This window comes from Lysinibacillus canaveralius, from assembly GCF_047301505.1.
Lineage (GTDB): Bacteria > Bacillota > Bacilli > Bacillales_A > Planococcaceae > Lysinibacillus_B.
Map to the genome: position 1 here is coordinate 3926614 of NZ_CP154840.1, position 19598 is coordinate 3946211.

General features: G+C 32.4%; 21 protein-coding genes. 6 read left to right on the forward strand and 15 right to left on the reverse strand.

Going from position 1 to position 19598, the window contains the following annotated elements; genetic code table 11:
- Positions 1 to 51: 51 nt before the first annotated feature.
- From AA0Y26_RS19855 to AA0Y26_RS19890, 8 genes are all read right to left on the reverse strand, one after another.
- Positions 52 to 957, reverse strand: a complete 906-nt coding sequence (locus tag AA0Y26_RS19855) for an FRG domain-containing protein (protein ID WP_413363743.1) — start codon at positions 955 to 957, stop codon at positions 52 to 54.
- Positions 938 to 2122, reverse strand: coding sequence for an AAA family ATPase (locus AA0Y26_RS19860; protein WP_413363744.1), 1185 nt, complete (start codon positions 2120 to 2122; stop codon positions 938 to 940). The genes AA0Y26_RS19855 and AA0Y26_RS19860 overlap by 20 nt, the downstream gene beginning before the upstream one ends.
- Positions 2122 to 2880: a DUF6414 family protein gene (locus AA0Y26_RS19865; RefSeq protein WP_413363745.1), complete on the reverse strand. Its 759-nt coding sequence runs from the start codon at positions 2878 to 2880 to the stop codon at positions 2122 to 2124. The genes AA0Y26_RS19860 and AA0Y26_RS19865 overlap by 1 nt, the downstream gene beginning before the upstream one ends.
- A gap of 168 nt (positions 2881 to 3048) precedes the next feature.
- Entirely contained in the window at positions 3049 to 3966 is a 918-nt protein-coding gene (locus AA0Y26_RS19870) for a hypothetical protein (protein ID WP_413363746.1), read from the reverse strand.
- 125 nt (positions 3967 to 4091) lie between these two features.
- Entirely contained in the window at positions 4092 to 4334 is a 243-nt protein-coding gene (locus AA0Y26_RS19875; protein WP_413368324.1) for an AAA family ATPase, read from the reverse strand.
- Positions 4335 to 4883: 549 nt separating this feature from the next.
- Positions 4884 to 5198, reverse strand: a complete 315-nt coding sequence (locus AA0Y26_RS19880) for a hypothetical protein (protein WP_413363747.1) — start codon at positions 5196 to 5198, stop codon at positions 4884 to 4886.
- Between the two features lie 14 nt (positions 5199 to 5212).
- Positions 5213 to 5509 (reverse strand): hypothetical protein, encoded by a 297-nt coding sequence (locus AA0Y26_RS19885; protein ID WP_413363748.1) that lies wholly within the window; start codon positions 5507 to 5509, stop codon positions 5213 to 5215.
- Positions 5509 to 5805, reverse strand: a complete 297-nt coding sequence (locus AA0Y26_RS19890) for a hypothetical protein (protein ID WP_413363749.1) — start codon at positions 5803 to 5805, stop codon at positions 5509 to 5511. The genes AA0Y26_RS19885 and AA0Y26_RS19890 overlap by 1 nt, the downstream gene beginning before the upstream one ends.
- Positions 5806 to 5938: 133 nt before the next feature.
- On the opposite strand from AA0Y26_RS19890, the gene AA0Y26_RS19895 reads away from it, so the two are divergent.
- Positions 5939 to 6298, forward strand: a complete 360-nt coding sequence (locus AA0Y26_RS19895) for a helix-turn-helix domain-containing protein (RefSeq protein ID WP_413363750.1) — start codon at positions 5939 to 5941, stop codon at positions 6296 to 6298.
- 312 nt (positions 6299 to 6610) lie between these two features.
- Here the strand turns inward: AA0Y26_RS19895 and AA0Y26_RS19900 are convergent, their stop codons facing one another.
- A complete protein-coding gene (locus tag AA0Y26_RS19900) occupies positions 6611 to 6874 on the reverse strand; it encodes a CPCC family cysteine-rich protein (RefSeq protein ID WP_413363751.1) in 264 nt (87 codons plus the stop codon).
- Positions 6875 to 7599: 725 nt separating this feature from the next.
- Between AA0Y26_RS19900 and AA0Y26_RS19905 the strand changes: the two genes are divergently transcribed.
- Positions 7600 to 7767 (forward strand): hypothetical protein, encoded by a 168-nt coding sequence (locus AA0Y26_RS19905; protein WP_413363752.1) that lies wholly within the window; start codon positions 7600 to 7602, stop codon positions 7765 to 7767.
- 681 nt (positions 7768 to 8448) lie between these two features.
- On the opposite strand, the gene AA0Y26_RS19910 is transcribed toward AA0Y26_RS19905, so the two are convergent.
- Positions 8449 to 8934 (reverse strand): hypothetical protein, encoded by a 486-nt coding sequence (locus tag AA0Y26_RS19910; protein ID WP_413363753.1) that lies wholly within the window; start codon positions 8932 to 8934, stop codon positions 8449 to 8451.
- Positions 8935 to 9480: 546 nt separating this feature from the next.
- Between AA0Y26_RS19910 and AA0Y26_RS19915 the strand changes: the two genes are divergently transcribed.
- Positions 9481 to 9669: a hypothetical protein gene (locus tag AA0Y26_RS19915; RefSeq protein WP_413363754.1), complete on the forward strand. Its 189-nt coding sequence runs from the start codon at positions 9481 to 9483 to the stop codon at positions 9667 to 9669.
- 823 nt (positions 9670 to 10492) lie between these two features.
- On the opposite strand, the gene AA0Y26_RS19920 is transcribed toward AA0Y26_RS19915, so the two are convergent.
- The 4 genes from AA0Y26_RS19920 to AA0Y26_RS19935 all read right to left on the reverse strand — a co-directional run bounded on the left by AA0Y26_RS19920 (position 10493) and on the right by AA0Y26_RS19935 (position 13584).
- Complete coding sequence (locus AA0Y26_RS19920; protein WP_413363755.1) at positions 10493 to 10780, reverse strand: hypothetical protein; 288 nt, start codon at positions 10778 to 10780, stop codon at positions 10493 to 10495.
- A 15-nt stretch (positions 10781 to 10795) separates the two neighbouring features.
- The gene (locus AA0Y26_RS19925) at positions 10796 to 11983 is read right to left on the reverse strand and encodes an RHS repeat domain-containing protein (RefSeq protein ID WP_413363756.1); all 1188 of its coding nucleotides are present in this window, start codon (positions 11981 to 11983) and stop codon (positions 10796 to 10798) included.
- Between the two features lie 171 nt (positions 11984 to 12154).
- Positions 12155 to 12658 (reverse strand): hypothetical protein, encoded by a 504-nt coding sequence (locus AA0Y26_RS19930; protein ID WP_413363757.1) that lies wholly within the window; start codon positions 12656 to 12658, stop codon positions 12155 to 12157.
- Positions 12659 to 12879: 221 nt separating this feature from the next.
- The gene (locus tag AA0Y26_RS19935; RefSeq protein WP_413363758.1) at positions 12880 to 13584 is read right to left on the reverse strand and encodes a UDP-N-acetylmuramyl pentapeptide phosphotransferase; all 705 of its coding nucleotides are present in this window, start codon (positions 13582 to 13584) and stop codon (positions 12880 to 12882) included.
- A 1134-nt stretch (positions 13585 to 14718) separates the two neighbouring features.
- Between AA0Y26_RS19935 and AA0Y26_RS19940 the strand changes: the two genes are divergently transcribed.
- From AA0Y26_RS19940 to AA0Y26_RS19950, 3 genes are all read left to right on the forward strand, one after another.
- Positions 14719 to 15699 (forward strand): tyrosine-type recombinase/integrase, encoded by a 981-nt coding sequence (locus AA0Y26_RS19940; RefSeq protein WP_413363759.1) that lies wholly within the window; start codon positions 14719 to 14721, stop codon positions 15697 to 15699.
- A 66-nt stretch (positions 15700 to 15765) separates the two neighbouring features.
- Complete coding sequence (locus AA0Y26_RS19945; protein WP_413363760.1) at positions 15766 to 16176, forward strand: hypothetical protein; 411 nt, start codon at positions 15766 to 15768, stop codon at positions 16174 to 16176.
- Between the two features lie 492 nt (positions 16177 to 16668).
- Positions 16669 to 18120 carry a recombinase family protein gene (locus AA0Y26_RS19950; protein WP_413363761.1) on the forward strand — a complete coding sequence of 484 codons (1452 nt, stop codon included), beginning with the start codon at positions 16669 to 16671 and terminating at the stop codon, positions 18118 to 18120.
- Between the two features lie 105 nt (positions 18121 to 18225).
- Here AA0Y26_RS19950 and rlmD read toward each other — a convergent pair whose 3' ends face one another.
- Positions 18226 to 19590, reverse strand: coding sequence for a 23S rRNA (uracil(1939)-C(5))-methyltransferase RlmD (gene rlmD, locus AA0Y26_RS19955; RefSeq protein ID WP_413363762.1), 1365 nt, complete (start codon positions 19588 to 19590; stop codon positions 18226 to 18228).
- Between the last annotated feature and the right edge of the window lie 8 nt (positions 19591 to 19598).

Sequence of the window (19598 nt, forward strand, 5' to 3'; positions counted from 1 at the left end):
TATTCCTACCCTCTCTTTATAAAAAAATGATTTAATAAATAGAATAAATAATCATAAATAAATGTTTGATCTATCTTTAAGCCTTTCTTTAATAAATTCAGCTACTTTGTATAATTCTGGGTAAATTGAAGCTTTTGTTATACCAAAGCTAGCAAGCTGTTTAATTATTACTTCCTTGGAATCACCATTAATTATAATCTTTTTATATTCAAAATCTTTTTCAAATTTATATTCTTCATGGTTAGTTAGACCAAAAATTATAAATGCTCCACTCTGTCTTATTATACGAGTATTGTTTTTTCTTGGAATAAAAATATAATTACCCAATAAATGTTTAGGGTTGATTGCATTTTCAAATGCCGGTTTTTCTTTTTTTATTTCATGTAATATTCTCTTGATAATCGGCTTATTGTTAAAACATTGAAAATCCCCTCCACTATCTTCACTTAAATTTCCACTGTGTTCTATGGCTAGGGTATATATTTCTTGTTTCTCACTTTCCGTAAATCTTGGCAGAGATGCTAATATCGAAATAGTATCGCTATCGAATTGTTTAATTTGTGATGAATTCGCGCGTATTAAAAATACAGCACCATCTTCTCTACTATTACTTTCACAAGCAAAATATAATGCTACTAACGCATTAGTAGTAACATCTAGTAATCTAGTAGGAACACCATAGTGTTGCATTTTTGATAATTTTTCATTATGTAATGTACAGTTTTCAAACTCATGGCCACACTCTGTCATAACTTCCGTATAGATATTATGCTCTTCTTCGATGTAATTTTCTCTAAAAATAGACGGTTTAAGATCATACGTCGATTTACTTTGTCCACGATAGAATATATTTCCTTTAGACTTTTCGTCTACATGAGGAAGTTTATTTAAAAACGTCTCTATAGAGTTAACTTTTTCATTGGTATTATTACACATCTCAATTTGCCTCTTTTTCATCTTTATTTAAACCTAATGTTTCAATTATAAGTTCTTCTGCTAACACCTTTGATAGAAACATTCTTAAACCGTTATGAATATTACGTACATCACTAAACTTGTCGGCCATTAAAATTAAATTACTTAATAAATTTTGTTTCTCAATAAATTCCTTTTCTTGCTCCGAAAAATCTTGAATAATTTCGTTATATTTTAAATAAATCAATGTTTCTTTGTCTTTAATATTAAGATCATTAAACTGAATAAAATGGTTAAATCTCGAATAAAGAGCAGGACCTATTCTATCTTGAATTTCTTGAAGGGAATCAAAGTTTGCTGTACAGATAATAATAGAATTAGTCAAATCCACTTTATAATTAAAGTCTTCAAAATATCCTTCATCGAACATTTGAAAAAAAGAAGAATATATATACTCTGGACATTGATTAAATTCGTCTAAGAGAATAACATTACTATTATTTCGAATTAAATCTTTTGATAAAGCCTTCGAATGAATTTCAGAACCAAACATATAATCTGAAAACTCTTTCGTTTTAAACATAGAAAGTTGCTGCCTAAATGCTTTTGTATTATTAATTACTTCACTTATGATATTTACAGTTTCAGTTTTACCAACTCCAGGTGGTCCATAAAACATTAAAACAACAGGCTTATTCTTCTTAGAATTTGCGGAGAGATATAAAGAAGCAACTATTTGCTTGATTATTTGGTCTTGCCCTATAATTCTTTGCTTTATTTTTATTACAATTTCTTTCAAGTTTTCTTTGGTGATACTTTTCAACTCAAACTTATCTTTAATTAATTCAATTTTATTTTCGCTTTCAAGTTTATTTAATTTATTTAAAAAAACTTTAGGCGGATTTTGTATTACAGCAGTTATTATATAATTTTTCTCTATCCAGGAATTAATTCTATCCATCAACTTTTCTGTGAAATGGTCCTTAATTGAAAAAAAATCTTCTGTTTTAATAACTAAAATTACTTCATATTCTTTATTTTCTTTCTTCATTTCTTCCATAATTGTTTCTAAGTTAATTTGATCAATAGATTGAATTACGTCCCTGAAATATAACCTCCTGGCAATACTATTTTCTTCCAAATAATTCTCTTTAATAAAGTTTTCAAAGTCTTCATCGGGTCCATTATATAAATAAATACTATTCATTATTCCACACCCGCTAGTATAATATCTATTATTTCTAATAAATCGTCTTCATCCGATTCTTTCGTATCAGCGAATGCATCGAATCCTTTATCATTTTTTTTCTGTTTTTCCTCAGGTTCAATTTCATTTATAAAACTTAAAGAGGCTTCTCTTGCTTTACCTACAACTACGCCATATAAAACTAACTCCATCTTTTGTAAATCTTGTAATCTATAATTATTTCTGAACCCTTCCAGATTGAATCTTACTATCGTTTTTTTATCTTCATTATCAATAGATAATAATTCGTAATATCCTTTAGCTAGTTCTAAAATTGCATCCATTTCATGAAAATGAATACTTTCTAAGTCTTTATTATCTATCTTATCTTCTTTTAATATTTTAATAAAAGGAGCAATAGACTTTATATAAGCAGCAGATTCTTTAAATATATAGATATTCTTAGTTTTAATTTTCTTTAATTGTATTTCTTTTTCTTTTCCTTCAGGATTTTTAATTATTTCTAAGAAACTTGTAAGTATCGTGTTAGTAATATTAGTCTGAATTATACTAGTTTTTTTTCTTGAAAAACCTGCTTTAATACCACCAGTAAACCCTGTTGTTAAATTGTCTAGCCAACCTGTTCCTATAGCTCCCTCTACGCCAAACTTCCCGGCTTTACTAACAATCGTATCTATCAACTTATTTGAACGTCCCTCGTTCTTTATATCAATTAGATCTAACGCTGAAGATTCATCGAAATATATAATTTTTTTCATTATGTAAACCTCCAAATATTTCATAGAAAAATTTTTAATCTAATTATATTTCTATATAGAAACACCAAACTCCTTTTAAGAAATTCGGTGTATCTTTATTTATTAAAATATTTAAATCCATAATGCTATTTAATAATGATAATGAATAATGTTAAGTATCATAAAATACTAATTTATCGAATTAAACAATAAATCATTGGTAACTTCGATATTTTTACTTTTTAAAAATTTTTCTATTACTTTATTAATAGGTTTTAATACTTCGTAGTTTTCCCAGCTACGGTAATTCGAGTCTATTATTTTAATACTATTAATTAATGCTTGAACAATATCTAAATTACCGTATTCTTCTTCTGTTTTTAATAATAACAACTTCAATTCTTCTCGAAATTTATCACTCTCAGATCCCTGCATCAAACCTATAATCTGCCCTAAGGAGTAAAATAAATCTTTTATTAAATATTGAATTTCTAAACAATTAGAGCTATCTACTTCAATTTCTACTTTAGCCATTTTCACTCTTTCTTCCATATTCCCAAAACAATTTATTAGTCCGGTACAATAATTTTCGAAATTAACAGTGTTTAATGTGGTAACAGAAATAAAATTCGCCTTATATTCACACCATGTAATCATTGCAATCTCATAAAGAAACCTTTCTTTATACGTAAGATTTTCCATTCCGTAAAATGTTTCGGGTAAAATTTCTATCGTAACAGAACCATCATATAGATGCGCTATTTCATGATGTAAATAATGTAATTCAGTTAATACTCTTTCATCTTCGATGTAATCATACTCTGCTAACCTTCTAAAATTATCAAATTTTAAAAAAACATGATGTTCTCCATCTGCAATAGTAAATGCTTTTCCTATTGCACCTTTACTCATACCAATTCTCCTCCATCCATTTAAGCGTTGAAAGTTTTCAATATCTTCTAACATTTGAGTAGTAAAAGTTATAGTTATTTTTTTCACCTCAAATAAGGGTGTATTTTGAATCACTACTTTAACATTATTTGTTAGCGCTTTTTCATTAATGAAGAATTTAAAATCATTATTGTTAAATTTAACTTCAATATTCACACATAATGCTCCCTTCTAATATTTTGTTCAAATATATCTATAGTTGAACAGGTTATTATTCATAATTTAAATTAATCACTGGCTTAAATTGATATCTATTTTTCGAATACACTGATTAACAACAACTAAGTCGTCACCCATAAGATTTTTTTGTCCTCTTGACTAAGGGTTATTGAAATATTAACGCTAGGAGGCTGTAACTGTAGTTCTTCTAGCAAAAGTGTTTTGTTAAAATCATCGATTGATAAATTTTTTTTTGCAGATGGACTAAAAATTAAAGATATTGCCCTTAATAAATTGGATTTCCCAGCATTATTATGCCCAATAAGTACATAAATTAAAATTAATTTATATGAATATGCACTAATTCACCATATATTTTTTCAATAAATTAACATAATGATATAAATAATCCATTACCCTATTTATCGTTTCAAAAGATAAATACTTTAAATGCTTTCTAGGTATTTTAGTATTACTACAGTTTATAATCATTGAAGAGATCTAATTAAATAGTATTTGTTCTTAAAATTTAGCATTATACTTGCTATCGTTTAGATGTAAGTATTTTTCTTTTAATTTTTAACTCACTTCTAAGTAATGGCGGTCACTTTGATGGTGGTTAATTCAACATCTCTTGATTCACTTCTACTTTCCTCCTTCAAGTTCTAACCCATCAACCTGATAGTACCAGCACATATCAGGCGCACAAAAAAACGTGTAAAGTAATTCTGTACACGTTTGAATATTATTATTTATGGTATGAATACAAAACTTACATACTAAATCGAATAAGAACGTCAAAACCAGCCTCATAGTCCTCAATAATTTAATTTTTCTGGAATCCTGTACTCTATTTTTAATGTGAAAGATTTACCTGTTTATTTTACTACAGCATTTTATTTTATAATTTATCCTCATAACTCTTTGAACGGATTATTTTCTAATAGAAATGGATTAATATCAATAAGCCCTACTTGTCTGTTTAAGAGGGGATTTAATTCCTGATCAGTTAATTCTATAACGACCCATCCCCCAGGATATTCTAATGTTAATAAATCAACCTCAAAGTCAAGCTCCTCTGGAGTGTACCGCGTATAATCATGTGAGATTACCTCTTTTACAGATTTTTCATTATCGATGTATTTTGCAAGCTGTCTTGTCTGATAAATCAAACCTGAAAAGATACTTTGTTCATTATAAAGCATGAAATAATGCTTTTCCTTACTCATAATTAATCACCTTTTTAAAATTCAATTCTTGTAGTTATAATTTCCCCTTTAATTTCCTTTACTTTTCGTATTCCTGTTTCTTTGCTCTCTTCCACCCAATCGATGTGATATGGCTTTGCTTCCTCAACATGTTTCAGATCTGCAGCAATTTCTGTCACATAGTATCCTTTTGATTCAATGAAGCCAGTTAATTCATCAAATAGTTCTGTTGATAGCCCTTCATGAGCGGCACGCTCCATCTCTTTTAAATCATTTTGTGTTTCTACTACGGTTCTTAGTGTAAATTTTACATGGCCTCGAAATAATTCCATTAGAATCTCCCCTGTTCTTTTTTGGACAAATCATTACACAATGTAAAACCATCACTTAACGCCAATCGATATGTTGCTTTATTAAGTTCATATATATGTTGTCCTACAATGGTTACTACCTGTTCCAAAATATGTTCAACATCGTTTTGTTTTATATTGTTTTCTGCCTTTTTCAAAATCACCAACAATTCATTTTCCAAATCCCTAGCAGCTTCGATATTTTTTTGACTTTTATACACTGTCTCAATCCTACGCTCAATTAACTCTTCATACGCAAGTTTAAAATCATCAGTCATATTCTCACCGCCAACTATTCCTATTTAGTATATATTCTTTTTAGATATTAACATATTACTTATTGCTTGTAAAATTGATAAATTGTACGATACTTATAAAGATAAATAGCGTTTAAAGGATGGTCGGTATTACATGAAACACATACAAATAGGCAGGCTAATTCGACGGCTTAGAAAAGAGCGGAATTTGAGTATGACTGAGTTTGCAACAAAAATTAATATCTCTCAACCATCCCTCTCTAAAATCGAAAATGGTTCTCGTGAAGTATCACTTACAATACTCGAGAATATTTGTCTAACATGCAAACTAACGATGGTTGATTTTTTTAAAATGCTTCATGATGATGTTAACCTTGATTTAGGTCCAATTGACGACCCAAATTTTAATGATATGAAAGATCTTGAAACTGAGTTAGTCAACATGGTTAAAACCCTGTCACCTGAACAACAGAAGGGTTTATATGTCTTATTAATGCCCTATATAAAAAAATAAGAACGGTGAAAATCCACCGTTCTTATTGCTCTATATGTTGCTTTCTAAAACAGATGCCTAAACATCATAAGCATATATCTGAACAAACGTCTTTTATTAATTTGAAATAAAGCTTAATTAAAAATACTTGGCTAACTCTTATTTAATTGAATAAAAAGTAGCCATTTTAAAAAGGACTAATTAGAATGGATTCTTCGAGAAATCTATGTTTGATTTTTTATAAATACTCAGGTTATTTTCTACCCATGTTGTTAAACAAACGCGCCCTTTAATTGAATAACAATCATCCAATTATTAGTTTTTTGGTTGTACCTATAATGTTTTCCAATTAGTATCTTTTACATCTTTTTCATTTGGATCTCGAACAGACTCAATACAACTTTCTTCACAAGCCCCAAATAAGACATAATTTTTCCGTGCTTTTCTTAAAGATGGTAGATTTGCGCCACCCTCATAATCTGGGTCATCAAATTGAACTCCATCGTCTTCCCAATAACAAATACTGCATATTTCATATGTTCCTGGAGGTTCTTCATCTAGTGTTTTATAGCCACAACAAGGACAAGTATATTTCATCTAAATCACCCCAAGCATATTTTCATCTTCCTGCTTAGTTCCACTGTATTCTTTTAGCATCTTATTGATACTCTAGCATAAATATCCAATTCTCTGTAAGGTTGTTCAACAATCTGGCCCATTTTTGGAATAAGAAACTATCTTGCCTATCTACACAGGAATTTGATTCATCTTTTTTATAAATGATCGAACTTTATTTCAAAGCTACATTTTGCCAGGTGAATATAATCGGTTACACCAGCATTATAGAAACGGTGTAATAGTATCTATAGTTGAATGTTTTCAATGGTTTAATCACTATTCAGGCTATTCCTGTAGTATTTTATTGGGGCCTGATAACCTACATAGTATAAGGGTTATTAATTAAGTATGTTTTTATAATTGAGTGGAAGCTATTCTAAAAAGAGGGGAGAAGGATCATGTTCAAATACTATATAGTGATGCAGTCATTTACTGCTAATGAGTTAAAATCTGAAGTCCCAGCTATCCGAGTTTGTTAAAAAAATAGAGAGTTATTGGATAATAAGTGAGCATAAAACTAACTTATGTTATAATTTAAAATATATAGATAACTGTTTATACCAATAACTTTTTTATCTTACTTCCAATAGGAAAATAATAATTTAAGATTAATATATTTTATTTAGATAACTTTAAATATGTTAAGATTCGTAGGAATGCGATGTCGCAATTTATATAACTATAATTAGTTTAGGAGCTGAATTATGAGTAAAAGAAAAAAAGGGTATTTAGAATTATTAATTGTTGTAATTCTTCTAATAGCATTGTTCTTTATTCTAGATATTGCTACATTAAACGTTTTTATAATATTAGGAGTGATTGTTTTTTTAAATATATTAGTTTTTGAATTATTTATATTTAATAAAAAGTAGTTTAGCTTCTTATTTTTATAATAAGAAGTCAAATAATGAAGGATGACTCAAATACCCATTTATTTTTTAAGACACCTCTATTATTAGAGTTATTTTCTAATAATAGAGGTTTTTTATATTTTTTTTCATTTTAGAACGTTATTTAGTTCAATATGTATTATATACAAATCATTTTTTCTTGTTTAAGAGTAACACTATAAACATGAGAATAAGAAGCCAAAAAACTAAAACATCGTTTAAAAGTGTCTCCTTAAAATCATTATTTGAAACGACCCAAAGACCAACTGCTATTAGAATTAATAAAACTGCTAGAACTTTCTCCATCATTTTATCTCTATGCATTCTTTTAAATATTTCTGTTTATGGTATTTGTTATTTAATTCTAAATACCTTTTTAAAACCTTCATAACGCGTCCTTTGATAATCTTTCATAAAAAATGTTATTCAATAATATGGCCTATTTGTGGAACAAGAAAATATCTTGTCTATCTACACAGAAATTTGATCAAACTTTTTTATAGACGATCAGACTTTATTATAAATTATCGAACTTTATTTTAGAGTCACAATTAAACATAAAAAGCCTGTCTTAAAAAGCTGATTAATAGCTTTATAGACAGGCACTATAACTAGTTTACATTATTAAGTTACTTCAATAATTAAATTAATTTATTAAACTTGTTAAGCAGCAGTTATACTTATAGTGCTGGCTTGATACCATACATCTCGTCCACGTGTTTTTTTAACATATTTAATTTTAACTTTAAAATTAGAAGCTGTGCTTTTGTTTAGGACATTTTGGATAGATGTAGAACCGAAATCTTTGTTAATTACAAAGTAGCTTATTACACCAGAAGCTGCTCCTGCACCTACATTTAGACCGATTCGTTTTAATGGTGCAGTGACTAGTGAGCCAATTGCCCCAAAACGAATCGAATTCATAAGATTAGCATCCTCTTCTAATCTTTTCACTTCTTTTAAAAGTTGATTTACTTCGCTTCTAGAAAGTGTTGAGGTTGTTTCAAAACTACTTCCTATTTTTGCAGCTTCAGCAGTTGTCGAAACTATTACTCCGGATGCTGCATGGGCTGTTGGGGCAAGGTACATAAATGAAGATATTAAAAATACTGACAAGAGAGACATGATGAAGAAATTTTTCTTATGCATTTTGAAACACTCCTTTATAGTAATATTTTTAATGCCTCTTCATTGTAACAAACCATTCAATCTTTTCAAGAATATTCTGTAAATTAGAACATTTATACTACTAAATATTTACATATATCTTTCCCTATAAATAATTAATTGATAAATAGATTGTTTCTAATCAAATATATGTTTCATATTCTTCCTCAATTATTACTTATTTAACGCTCTTTCTTCTAAATTGGCTTTAATCTTATAAATAGTATTACGAGAGACTTTTGTGTAGCTTTAGAATAAAGTTTGTTCAAAACGGGTTAATTCTTTGTGAAACACTGCGCAATTTTTATAAAAAAGTTTGTTCATTATCTTCCTGGTTTACTCAACAATCGCGCCCGATTGTGGAATAAGGGTTACATCAGTTCTATATTTTAAAATGTTAAGCAAAGGGCCGTTCCCAAATACGATTTTGGGACAGGTGTATTATGAAATGTTACCAAACGACGCTTTGGGGAAGGTTATACTTTAAATAACATAGAAGTTTACTTAAAGAAGGGAGAGTTCCTGAAAATGTCTAAACTTAATGATGAAAAGGATAAACCATTTAATGATGCAATGGACCATTTAAACAAAATAGAGGGCTATCCTATTAGGAAAGGTGGAAAACTTCCTTTACCAATTAAGATAATAGGCTATTTTATGTTCGGTGGAATTATCATAACGTTATTCTTAGGTCTTATTTTAAGTATCTTCAACTAACGGATTTCTTAGTGCAATAAGCGTTTCAAAACATCCTCAAACGACACTTAGGGAATGTTCAATTCAGCAGTTAAGAAAAGTTTATTGTCTTAATTGTTAATATATCCTCTATTCATCTCTATACAAAAAACGTTCCCCAAAAAAGTTTGGGAATACAACAAAAAGGCAGGAACGATGTTAAATCAACGTTTCGTGCCTTTTGTATGAACATTGGGTTATGCAGCATTTTATACAGATGATGCAAACCGTTGATGGAACGGTGTTTATACTTGCTGTGCTTGTTCTTTAATTTGTATAAAAACTTGTATAGCAAATTTCTTATCATTAATAATCAGCACCTTTTCTTATTCAACAATATGGCCCTATAACTGAAAAAGTGATCTTCATTTTATTGAAGAATCGCGACCGATTGTTGAAGATCGCTTCATCTAAATCCTCGGTAATTTAAGTATATTTTCCCCTCGTATATCATGGTTAGCGGGTGGTCATTGTCATCATACGTATAGGCTTTCGTAATTTTACTGTATCCTCCTGCATTCCTCAGACATACGCGAGACAATATATGATTCAAATAAAATAAACACGCTGCAAAAGAAGCGTGTTTATTCTCATTACTCTTTCTCCATTGGACAGCTGACCGGAGGGGTCATACTGTCAAAATCTTTTCCTCCTGTTCTAGTAAAAGATAAACTGGGATCAAATTTGGTTAAATTGATAATAAAAAGAAGATAGAGAAAAAATAAAAGAGTCTTTTTCATACTTTGCCCTGCTTTACTATCTACAATTTTAACTCCCTAAAATCGAGAGAACCTTTAACAGCAATTTATATAAGACTTCCTATATATGCACCAGATGCAAACCCTGATATTCCAGCCAAAAAGAACACTATAAACGGCAACTCTTCTTGAATTTTGCCCAGATTAATACTAAATGCAGCAATACAAGGCGAAACTAGTATTAAGGCAATTAAAATTTGAGCCATAGAAACCCCTTCAAGCGGATTGGCTCCAGTATTGTTTATATTTGGCATTAAAACCAATGCTATTAATAATGAAATGCTATATATGTTAAGAAATTTATTTCTTATTTCTTTTTTTGACCTATTGTCCATTATGTCCCCCCATTATTAAAATGCATTTTTCCATCCATAATTTTTATATAATCCCCATCCAAAAGCACCTAAGACAATCGTACGATCTACAGGAGTAAAGAAACCTTTTATAAAAATCTTTGCTGCCAATTTTGCATTATGCTTTCTAACTGTATTTTTTATATTTTTTATTAGCTGTTGTTGTTCTTTTCGGGAGTCTTTTATAACTTGTTTTGTTTGATTAATAAGTGAAGTAGTACTAATTTTATTATTCACGTACTTCTTTATACTCCCCCAAACACCATTTACTATTTTTTCACCAAATAAACTAGCGGATGTTAGTAATAACGCGAGAGAGGAGGGATTTATATACATTCCCAACCATATTCCAAGTGCATATAATACTGCATTTTTCACTCTTTTTACCGCTGTAGATATTGCCGCTTCTCCATCCGGATCCACATTCATCACGGGATTGTTGTTCGCATAATTGTACCCGTTCATCGTAAGGGGATTTTTCATATCGCCACGCACTGGATCAAGGGATAGGAACACACCTGTATCCGGGTTGTAGTAGCGCGCCATCAGGTAATACAGCTTTGTCTGTTCATCATAACGGTAGCCTGCGTAACGGTATGGGTTCGTTGCTGCCATTATTCCGCTTTGTGTTAAGATATTTCCCCATGCATCATAAGCGTATTCCGCTACTACTGCTCCGTATATATCTGTCATTGTGAGTATATCGCCGCGGTAGTTCGTCAGGTAGTAGTACGTTTTCCCCTCGTATGTCATAGTGAGCGGATGGCCGTTGTCATCGTACGTATAGGCTTTCGTAATGGTCCCGTTCGCATTTTCTTCAAATAATACTTGATTTGACGTCCCATTGTAGCGGTAGTAGGTTTCCCCGTTTTGGTTTTTACTGTATACACGGCGGCCCTGGTCGTCATAGCGGTATGATGCAACTGCTGCACCAGATATAGTCTTGACTTCCGTCAGCTGATCGAATGCATTCCATACATATTGATAGCGTCCGTCGTTTTTAAGATTGCCGTTGTCGTCTACCTCGTACACTTGGGAACCAGCCTTCTTCATTCGATTGGCAGCGTCGTACTCATAGGCTGTCGTTGTTGTGAGGCCGTATTTTGTCACCGTTTTGTTCGTGCGGTTCCCAGCCGGGGCGTAGTCATAGGAAATCGTTGTCCCATTACTGTATCGTTCTTCCACTAAACCGATCTTATTTGACCTTATAACGGAAATAAGCGATTTTATTTATTCAACAATATGGCCCTATAACGGAAAAAAGCGATCTTCTTATTGAAGAATCGCGCCCGATTGTGGAAGATCGTTATTTAACTAAAACCCCCGTTAGTTGAATAAAACAAAGTCTTTGTTGACCTAAATCCACCCAATATTAACAGTATCATCATGAAAGAATTCTATAACATATTTCTGGGTAAGACAATAAAGATATAAATCATTTCCTAACCAGACAATATCTTCAATATTACTTAATAATTCTTCAGTCAATTTAGTTTTTACACATGGATAATTATCGTGTCCCCAAAAGATATATATAGGAAATGAAGTATCAAATCCTTTAGAAATTAGAAGGGAAGGAATGCTTTTAATTCCTTGGTCATTTAATTCAACTCGGTTAACAATAGCATTTTCCCAGTCAATTCTGTTCCAAAAAGCAATCGGGAAATTTTCAGAGAAATCTTCTACAATTGAATTACTGTTATTAGAATCTAGAATTTCAAATAATTCCGTTTCGCCGAACACTTCTTGAAGCAGAATCTTTACTTCATTCTCTTTTTGAATCGCTTGTTGAATTATTTCTTTTTGTTTCCGTTCCTCTACAATTTCATTTAATCTCTTCTGTCTTTCTTCTTTGTTCACTCTAATTTTCAACTCCTTCCATATAACTAAACTGTCCCGATATTTTAAGTATATTTCCTCACAATCTCAATTAAATACTAACATAAATATTCAATTTTCTTATTGAGTGTTATTCAACAATCTGGCCCTATTCATGAAGAAAGACCCTCTCCTTTTTCAAGGAAAGCGCCATTTAACAGTAGACTCGATTACAAGAAAATTTAAAAGACAATAGGATATTACTAGATAAAGCGGTGTTTATTGGATAATTGAGAGAGTGCCAAAATAACTGTGAATCCAATAACCAAATACCATACTATATTAAAAGGAATCACAAATATTATTAAGCTAAATAAAAGAGCTATTAAAGAGCTGATTATAATTGATTGTACACTTGTTATTTTATTTTGTAATAAAAGATACAAAACCAATGGTAAAATTAAAGTAAATATCGGAATATAAATCATGACAAAAGAAAGTTCAAGCAAAGATAGTGATAGTACCGCTATTATAAAACCTATGGATGTAGTAAATGTTCTTCCTATATTTCCTTTACCTGAAATACAACCATATAGTAGCACCAATGTAATTGTTAAAACAGCAAATATTCCTATCATTGAAACAAATGAATGACCTGTAACAAGACCCAATATAGAAAGGCAAACTAAAGAAATACATGGTAACAGCAAGATTAAAGGTTTTTGCTCTTTCTCTACATTCATTACATTTGTAAAACCTACAAGGAACAATAAAGAAAATGGAATCGATAAATATCCTAATTCAATTTGACTAATATGACTAACCTTAAGGTTTCCAAACATTATAATGATAAATGATGCACTAATTTGACCAACTAACAACCAAATACTTGATAATTTAAGATTTTGAGTAAGCCTAGTTGTAATTACAATTAAAGTCAAACCTATTAATAAAGTTAAATATAACAAATTTACACCTCCTGATTATTTGTCTAATGCTGCCACTTAATTTAAGTAAATAGTATTTATATTACTTTTTACATTTTAGCATAAATATCCAGTTCTCTTATATAAGTTATTCAACAATCTGGCCCGTTTGTGGAATAGGAAAAATCCTGCATGTCTTAATGCAACTCCAAAAAAAATAAATTAAAGCCAACTTTCATTATTTGAAGGTTAGCATCGGTTTTGAATTACCATAAAAAAATATTGGCGCTCCCTGTTCGAATTAATCAGAGTAGATGTTAGTCTATTAATAGAACAACTATTTTATTTACTTTTGTATTTCCATTTAATAATTTTGTCTGTTCTTTCTGAACAAATTAATTTCATTAAAAATCACCGTTATTTAACTTTATCAATCCATCTGGTATGAGGAATCAAAGCATTTTGATGCAAGATTTCGTCAACCTATCAATCCACTTTGCAAGATACTCCTTTTAAAAATCTACGAAACAAATGAAAACAATCCCATGTATCTGGTTTATATATTAATAGCGTTTTACAGAACAGAATAGTCCGCTACTCTATTCGTTCTGCCCAATAATTAGCGGTTTATATAGATTGGAAATCCAGATGTGAATCGTGCCGTTGCCAAACTTCACATTGGTAAGTTGCATATAGCCGTTGCTAGCAACTTTATAGAACACCTTTATCTCAATTTTGGCTTGGAGATACCCTAATGATGCTAACACATCTAAAAATGCAAGAAGCCAATTCTTTGGGCGATAGAAGCAACTCGTCAAGTGCCTATGCGACTGTACAATTACAGGTTTATTATATTTTTGCCACGGAAATTTTGTCGACAGACAATGACCTCACTTTTCATCTAAAGAAATGATGAAACTTGCGGAATGCAGGCTTAAGTGAGAAGCACCCACCACATGGTGACAAGTAATGAGCTTGTAGTGTGCAACCAAGAACTTAACAGATTAGTTACAAGTCTATCTTTTTCTTCTGCACCATATAGACAGTCTAAAGTAAATAAAGGCAAAGCCTTTCTTAAAACTTTTTCAGGAAGTGCTAGCTATAAAACTGATAAAGATCAGACTTTTTTAACTAGGTGAAGTCTGACTTTTTTTATTTTTGAAAGGAATTTAGTATATGAAAAACAAACGAGGTTGGATTAAATCAGATGACGCAATACGAGAATACGCTTCTAATGATACCGAACTAAGTAATACAGGCGCGTACATTAATTTGATGACGCAATTAAATAAACTTGCACGTCATGCCAAAGGGGTTAGTGTGCATAAATCTTTACCGCAATACTATCATCACATGCATTTATTTTGTTTGTTTCTCGCTGACAACTTTAATTTAAAAACGTTAGCAAATATACGAGATAAACATTTAGTTCAATATGTGATCGAAAGACAAGATGAAGGAAAATCTGCTTCTACGATTAAAAATGATTTAGCCGCCATTCGATATTTTCACGACCAAATTCCAAAGGCACGCTATCGATTAAGTCCCAATCAAAAGTTAGCTCAAAAATACCCCGAGTTTATTCTTGAAAAAAGAAAGTTTGGCGGGATTAATCGGCGTGCGACTGATCGTGAATATCAAGCCTTAGTTATGCTTGCGGCCAACTCCAACTACCCTGCCTTAGCAAGCATTATACAGTTAGCTCGCGAGCTGGGCTTACGTGTACACGAAGCTGTGAGAATGGATCGCGCTGACGCCGAGAAAGCCATTAGAAATAGTTATCTATCGGTAAAGGGTAAAGGAGGCTTGAGACGCGATGTACCTCTTTCTCCTATCAGTACGTCGATAGTAAAAACAACAATGGAACATGTAAGCCGTGGTGAGAAACTTTTTGTCCCGCAGCATTTAAAAGCACATCAAGTAATACAACAAGTCCAAGACTTTGTTCGAAATAATCGTGATCAAGTAATAGACCCGCTTCATGGTCGTCCAGAAGGCATTGAAATCACGATGCATAGTTTCAGACACGCTTATGCAAAAGAACAATATAACCGTTTAATTTTACAGGGGATCGATTCTATTAGTGCTAAGAAAGCCGTATCAAAGCTAATCGGCCATAACCGCGCTGACGTGACAGATATTTATTTAGCAGATTAAATTTTAATACATCTAGGAATATTAAAGTTCGCTGCTAAAATGTACTACAGAAAGCGAGGAGGTACATTGAATAATAGTAAACAAACTCAAAAACGCATAGAAGAGCTCGAAAATGAATTAGAAAAAGTAACGTTTAGTTTTAAACAGGAAAAGAATCGGCTAATTGAATTAATTGCCTCTTGGAAAAGAAAAGCTGAGGGGAGAGGAGTAAGACGTGATTCTTTGCGTGAAGGTTATAATGCCAATACAGGAATGCATTATAAGATATTTGAAATTGAGTTACCTGGGGACTTACCAATTGAAAAAGTACTAGATTATCTTAAGGAAAATGAGCTTCCGAAATTATACCCTTATACTTTCCGTAAAATAGACTATGTACCAAAGAGAAAAATCTGGATTTTTGAAGTCGAATTTAATTTACAATACAATATCCAATTAGAGAAAGAATTTTTACGGAAATACTATGAGAATAAGTGAATTTTGTCATTAAACACATATACGTTTTTTATTTTAAGTAGGCTGTTTTCCCTTAAATGCCTAAATTAGTTATTGGGAATCAGACTATTCTTTTACCCAATATCTCCTAATGCTTTATGACAACCGCTTTTCACCATTAAGTGAATGATATTTTCATTCTGGAAAACGACTAGAGGATTCGGTAATATACAATTCGTTATCATAACAAAATCTCCGTTAAAAATATTATTAAATATTTTTTTAGAAATTCCAAACCCTCTATTAAAATATCGAAAATTGGATAGTATAATGTTTTCACTTTTAGCTAAAAGCCTTATTTATTAACTTTTACAGGAGAAAAACATTTTATGAAAATTATTCATGTTTTTGAAACAACAGAACCTACTCCAATTTTACGATTAACTTACGAACTCTTATTTGACGAGCTAATCTCTCAGTATTATTCTGAAAACAAGGTGAATTCTACTACATCTTCTGAGGAGGATGTATAAAATGCGATGTGCAGTATATGCCCGTGTTTCAACGGGATTTGATAGTCAAAAGACATCTATCCCCGCACAAATTCAGCTCTTTGAAAATTTCATTAAGGAAAAAGGCTGGGAACTATACGATATTTATACGGACGAGCAATCAGGTTCAAAATCCAACCGGGCTGGTATTCAACGTCTTATTAAAGATGCAAAGGCTAATAAATTTGATATTGTCCTTGCTAAAGAGTTATCACGTATTTCTCGAAATGGAGGATTTTCATACGAATTTAAAGACGTGCTAATTTCTAATCAAATTCATTTAATTACATTAGATGGGGCAATTAATACTTTGGACGATAGTCTAACTAATTTTGGTTTATTCGCATGGTTATCTGAAAATGAAGCTTACCGAACAAGTAAACGAGTTAAAACATCCGCTCAAGTACGTGCAAAAGCAGGAAAGTTTGACGAAGCACCTTACGGATATGATTTAAAAGACGGGAAATTATATGTGGCTACTGATGGAAGTGCTGAAATTGTTCAACGTATTTTCCAAGAGTACATTGAAGGACGAAGCTTTGATGGTATAGCCCGATCTTTATCAAGTGAAAAAGTGCCAACACCTGCCGCACGAAAAGACCATAAAAATGCAGGACGATATTGGCACGGCTCTACTGTACGGCAAATCTTAGAACGGCACAATTATATGGGAAGACTAGTTGCTGGTAAAACCACTACACTCTCCCCTCGTAACAATAAGCGTCGAATTAACGCGGAAGATGAATGGATTATCGTTGAAAATACACATGATCCAATCATTTCAAGAGATGAATTTGAATTAGTTCAGCAGCTTATCGCTTCACGAAAACGTATTCGCTCTCAACAAGGTAAGCATGTATTTACCGGCTTTTTAATTTGCGGCACATGCGGGGCAGGAATGCAATTCAAACGCGACCGTTATGTATGTGGACATCAAAATAAACATGGTAAAATCGCTTGTTCGGACAATTATCGTCCTATCGAAAAGGAACTAATTAAATGCCTGTTAAAGGATATTAATTCATTATATTTTTCTAACGTTCAAAAGAATTATGTAGAGAAATTACTTGATTCGAAATTGAATTCCACTAAAAATAAAAAATTATCAAAAGAAGAAACTATCATTAAAGGAATAGAAGAATTAAAGAAGCGTAAACAAAAAGCGGTTGAGAAACTTTTGGATGATAAAATCGATCAAGATGCTTACGACGATTTAATTGCCAATTTAAATCCGAAAATTGAACAATTAAGAAAAGACCTCGATGAAGTACAAAAGGAATCAAAGGCAACAAACGGTAATATCGAGGACTTAAAAAAGTATGTACTAAATCATTTAAACTTAAATGAACCAATAACAAAATTAACGCCAGCATTCTTAGCACAGTTCATTTTTAAAATCATTGTAAAAGCAGACGGCCAATTAGAGGTGCATTAACGCACTTCTAAACCGTCTGCTTTTTATGTTTCAACAAATATTAAATTAGATATAGCAAAGACATCCTCTAATAAAGCATACGTGAAAAACACGTTTGCCTTAGGATTAGTCAGTTAGTTCAAGCCACGCCACCGCTTCACAATGCGTCGTATGTGGGAACATATCGACTGGCTGGATTTCCTTCGTCTTGTAGCCGCCGTCCTCCAAGATACGGAGGTCACGAGCAAGTGTTGCCGGGTTACATGAAACGTAGACAACACGCTTCGGCTTTTGCTCGATGATTGTGTTTAGCAGCGCCTCGTCACAGCCTTTTCGCGGCGGGTCGACAACAAGAACGTCTGCTTCCTTGCCTTCCTTATACCAGCGCGGGATGACATCCTCGGCTGCTCCTGCTTCGAAATACGTATTTGTAAAGCCGTTCAGCTCGGCGTTTCGTTTCGCATCCTCGATCGCCTGCGGAACGATTTCCACTCCCATCACAAAGCCTGCCTTTTGGGCCAGAAACAATGAAATAGAGCCAATACCGCAGTATGCGTCAATAACACGTTCATTTCCTTCTAACTGTGCGTAATCGAGTGCCTGCTTGTACAGTATTTCTGTCTGCTCCGGGTTTACCTGATAAAAGGAGCGTGCAGAAATTTCAAATCGGACATTTCCAATTCTGTCTTCTATATTATCCTTACCCCATAGTGTCAGTGTCGTTTCACCGAAGATGACATTCGTCTTCTCCCCGTTGACATTTTGAACGATGGACGTCACATTTGGTACAAGTCGTTTAATCACATCGATGGCTGCCTCCTTTTGAGGAAGCTTACGTGATTTTGTCACAAGCACAACCATCACTTCATTCGTCGCACGTCCTTTACGCACAACAACATGGCGTAATTGTCCGTTATGTGTCGTCTCGTGGTAAGGTTCAATGCCGAGCTTAGTAAGTTCTCGCTTCAATCCGCCTAAAATGGCATCCGCTTCACCTGTCTGAATAAGACAACGCTCCATATCCACAATTGTGTGGGATTTTGTTTTATAGAAGCCGGCGATTGCCGCTTCCTCTCCTTGCGCAAATGGAATTTGGGCCTTGTTTCGGTATGTCCAAGGATTCTCCATTCCTTTTACAGGGTGGACAGGCGCATCAATTTTACCAAGACGCTTCATTACATTCTCAACCATCTTGCGCTTCCATTTTAGCTGGCCCTCGTAAGATAGATGCTGAAGCTGGCATCCGCCGCACTGGTCAAAATAGATGCATGGTGCCTTCACTCGATCAGGGGAAGGCTGTATAATATCAACGACTTTTGCAAAGCCGTAATTCTTTAATGTCTTTAACACATGGATTTCCACCGTTTCCTCAGGAAGGGCTCCCTGAATGAACAATGGATAGCCGTCTACCTTTGCGACGCCATTTCCGTCATGTGTCAGATCCTCTACTATTACTGTTACACGGTCATTCTTCTTCACCGGTGCGCTCATAAACATTC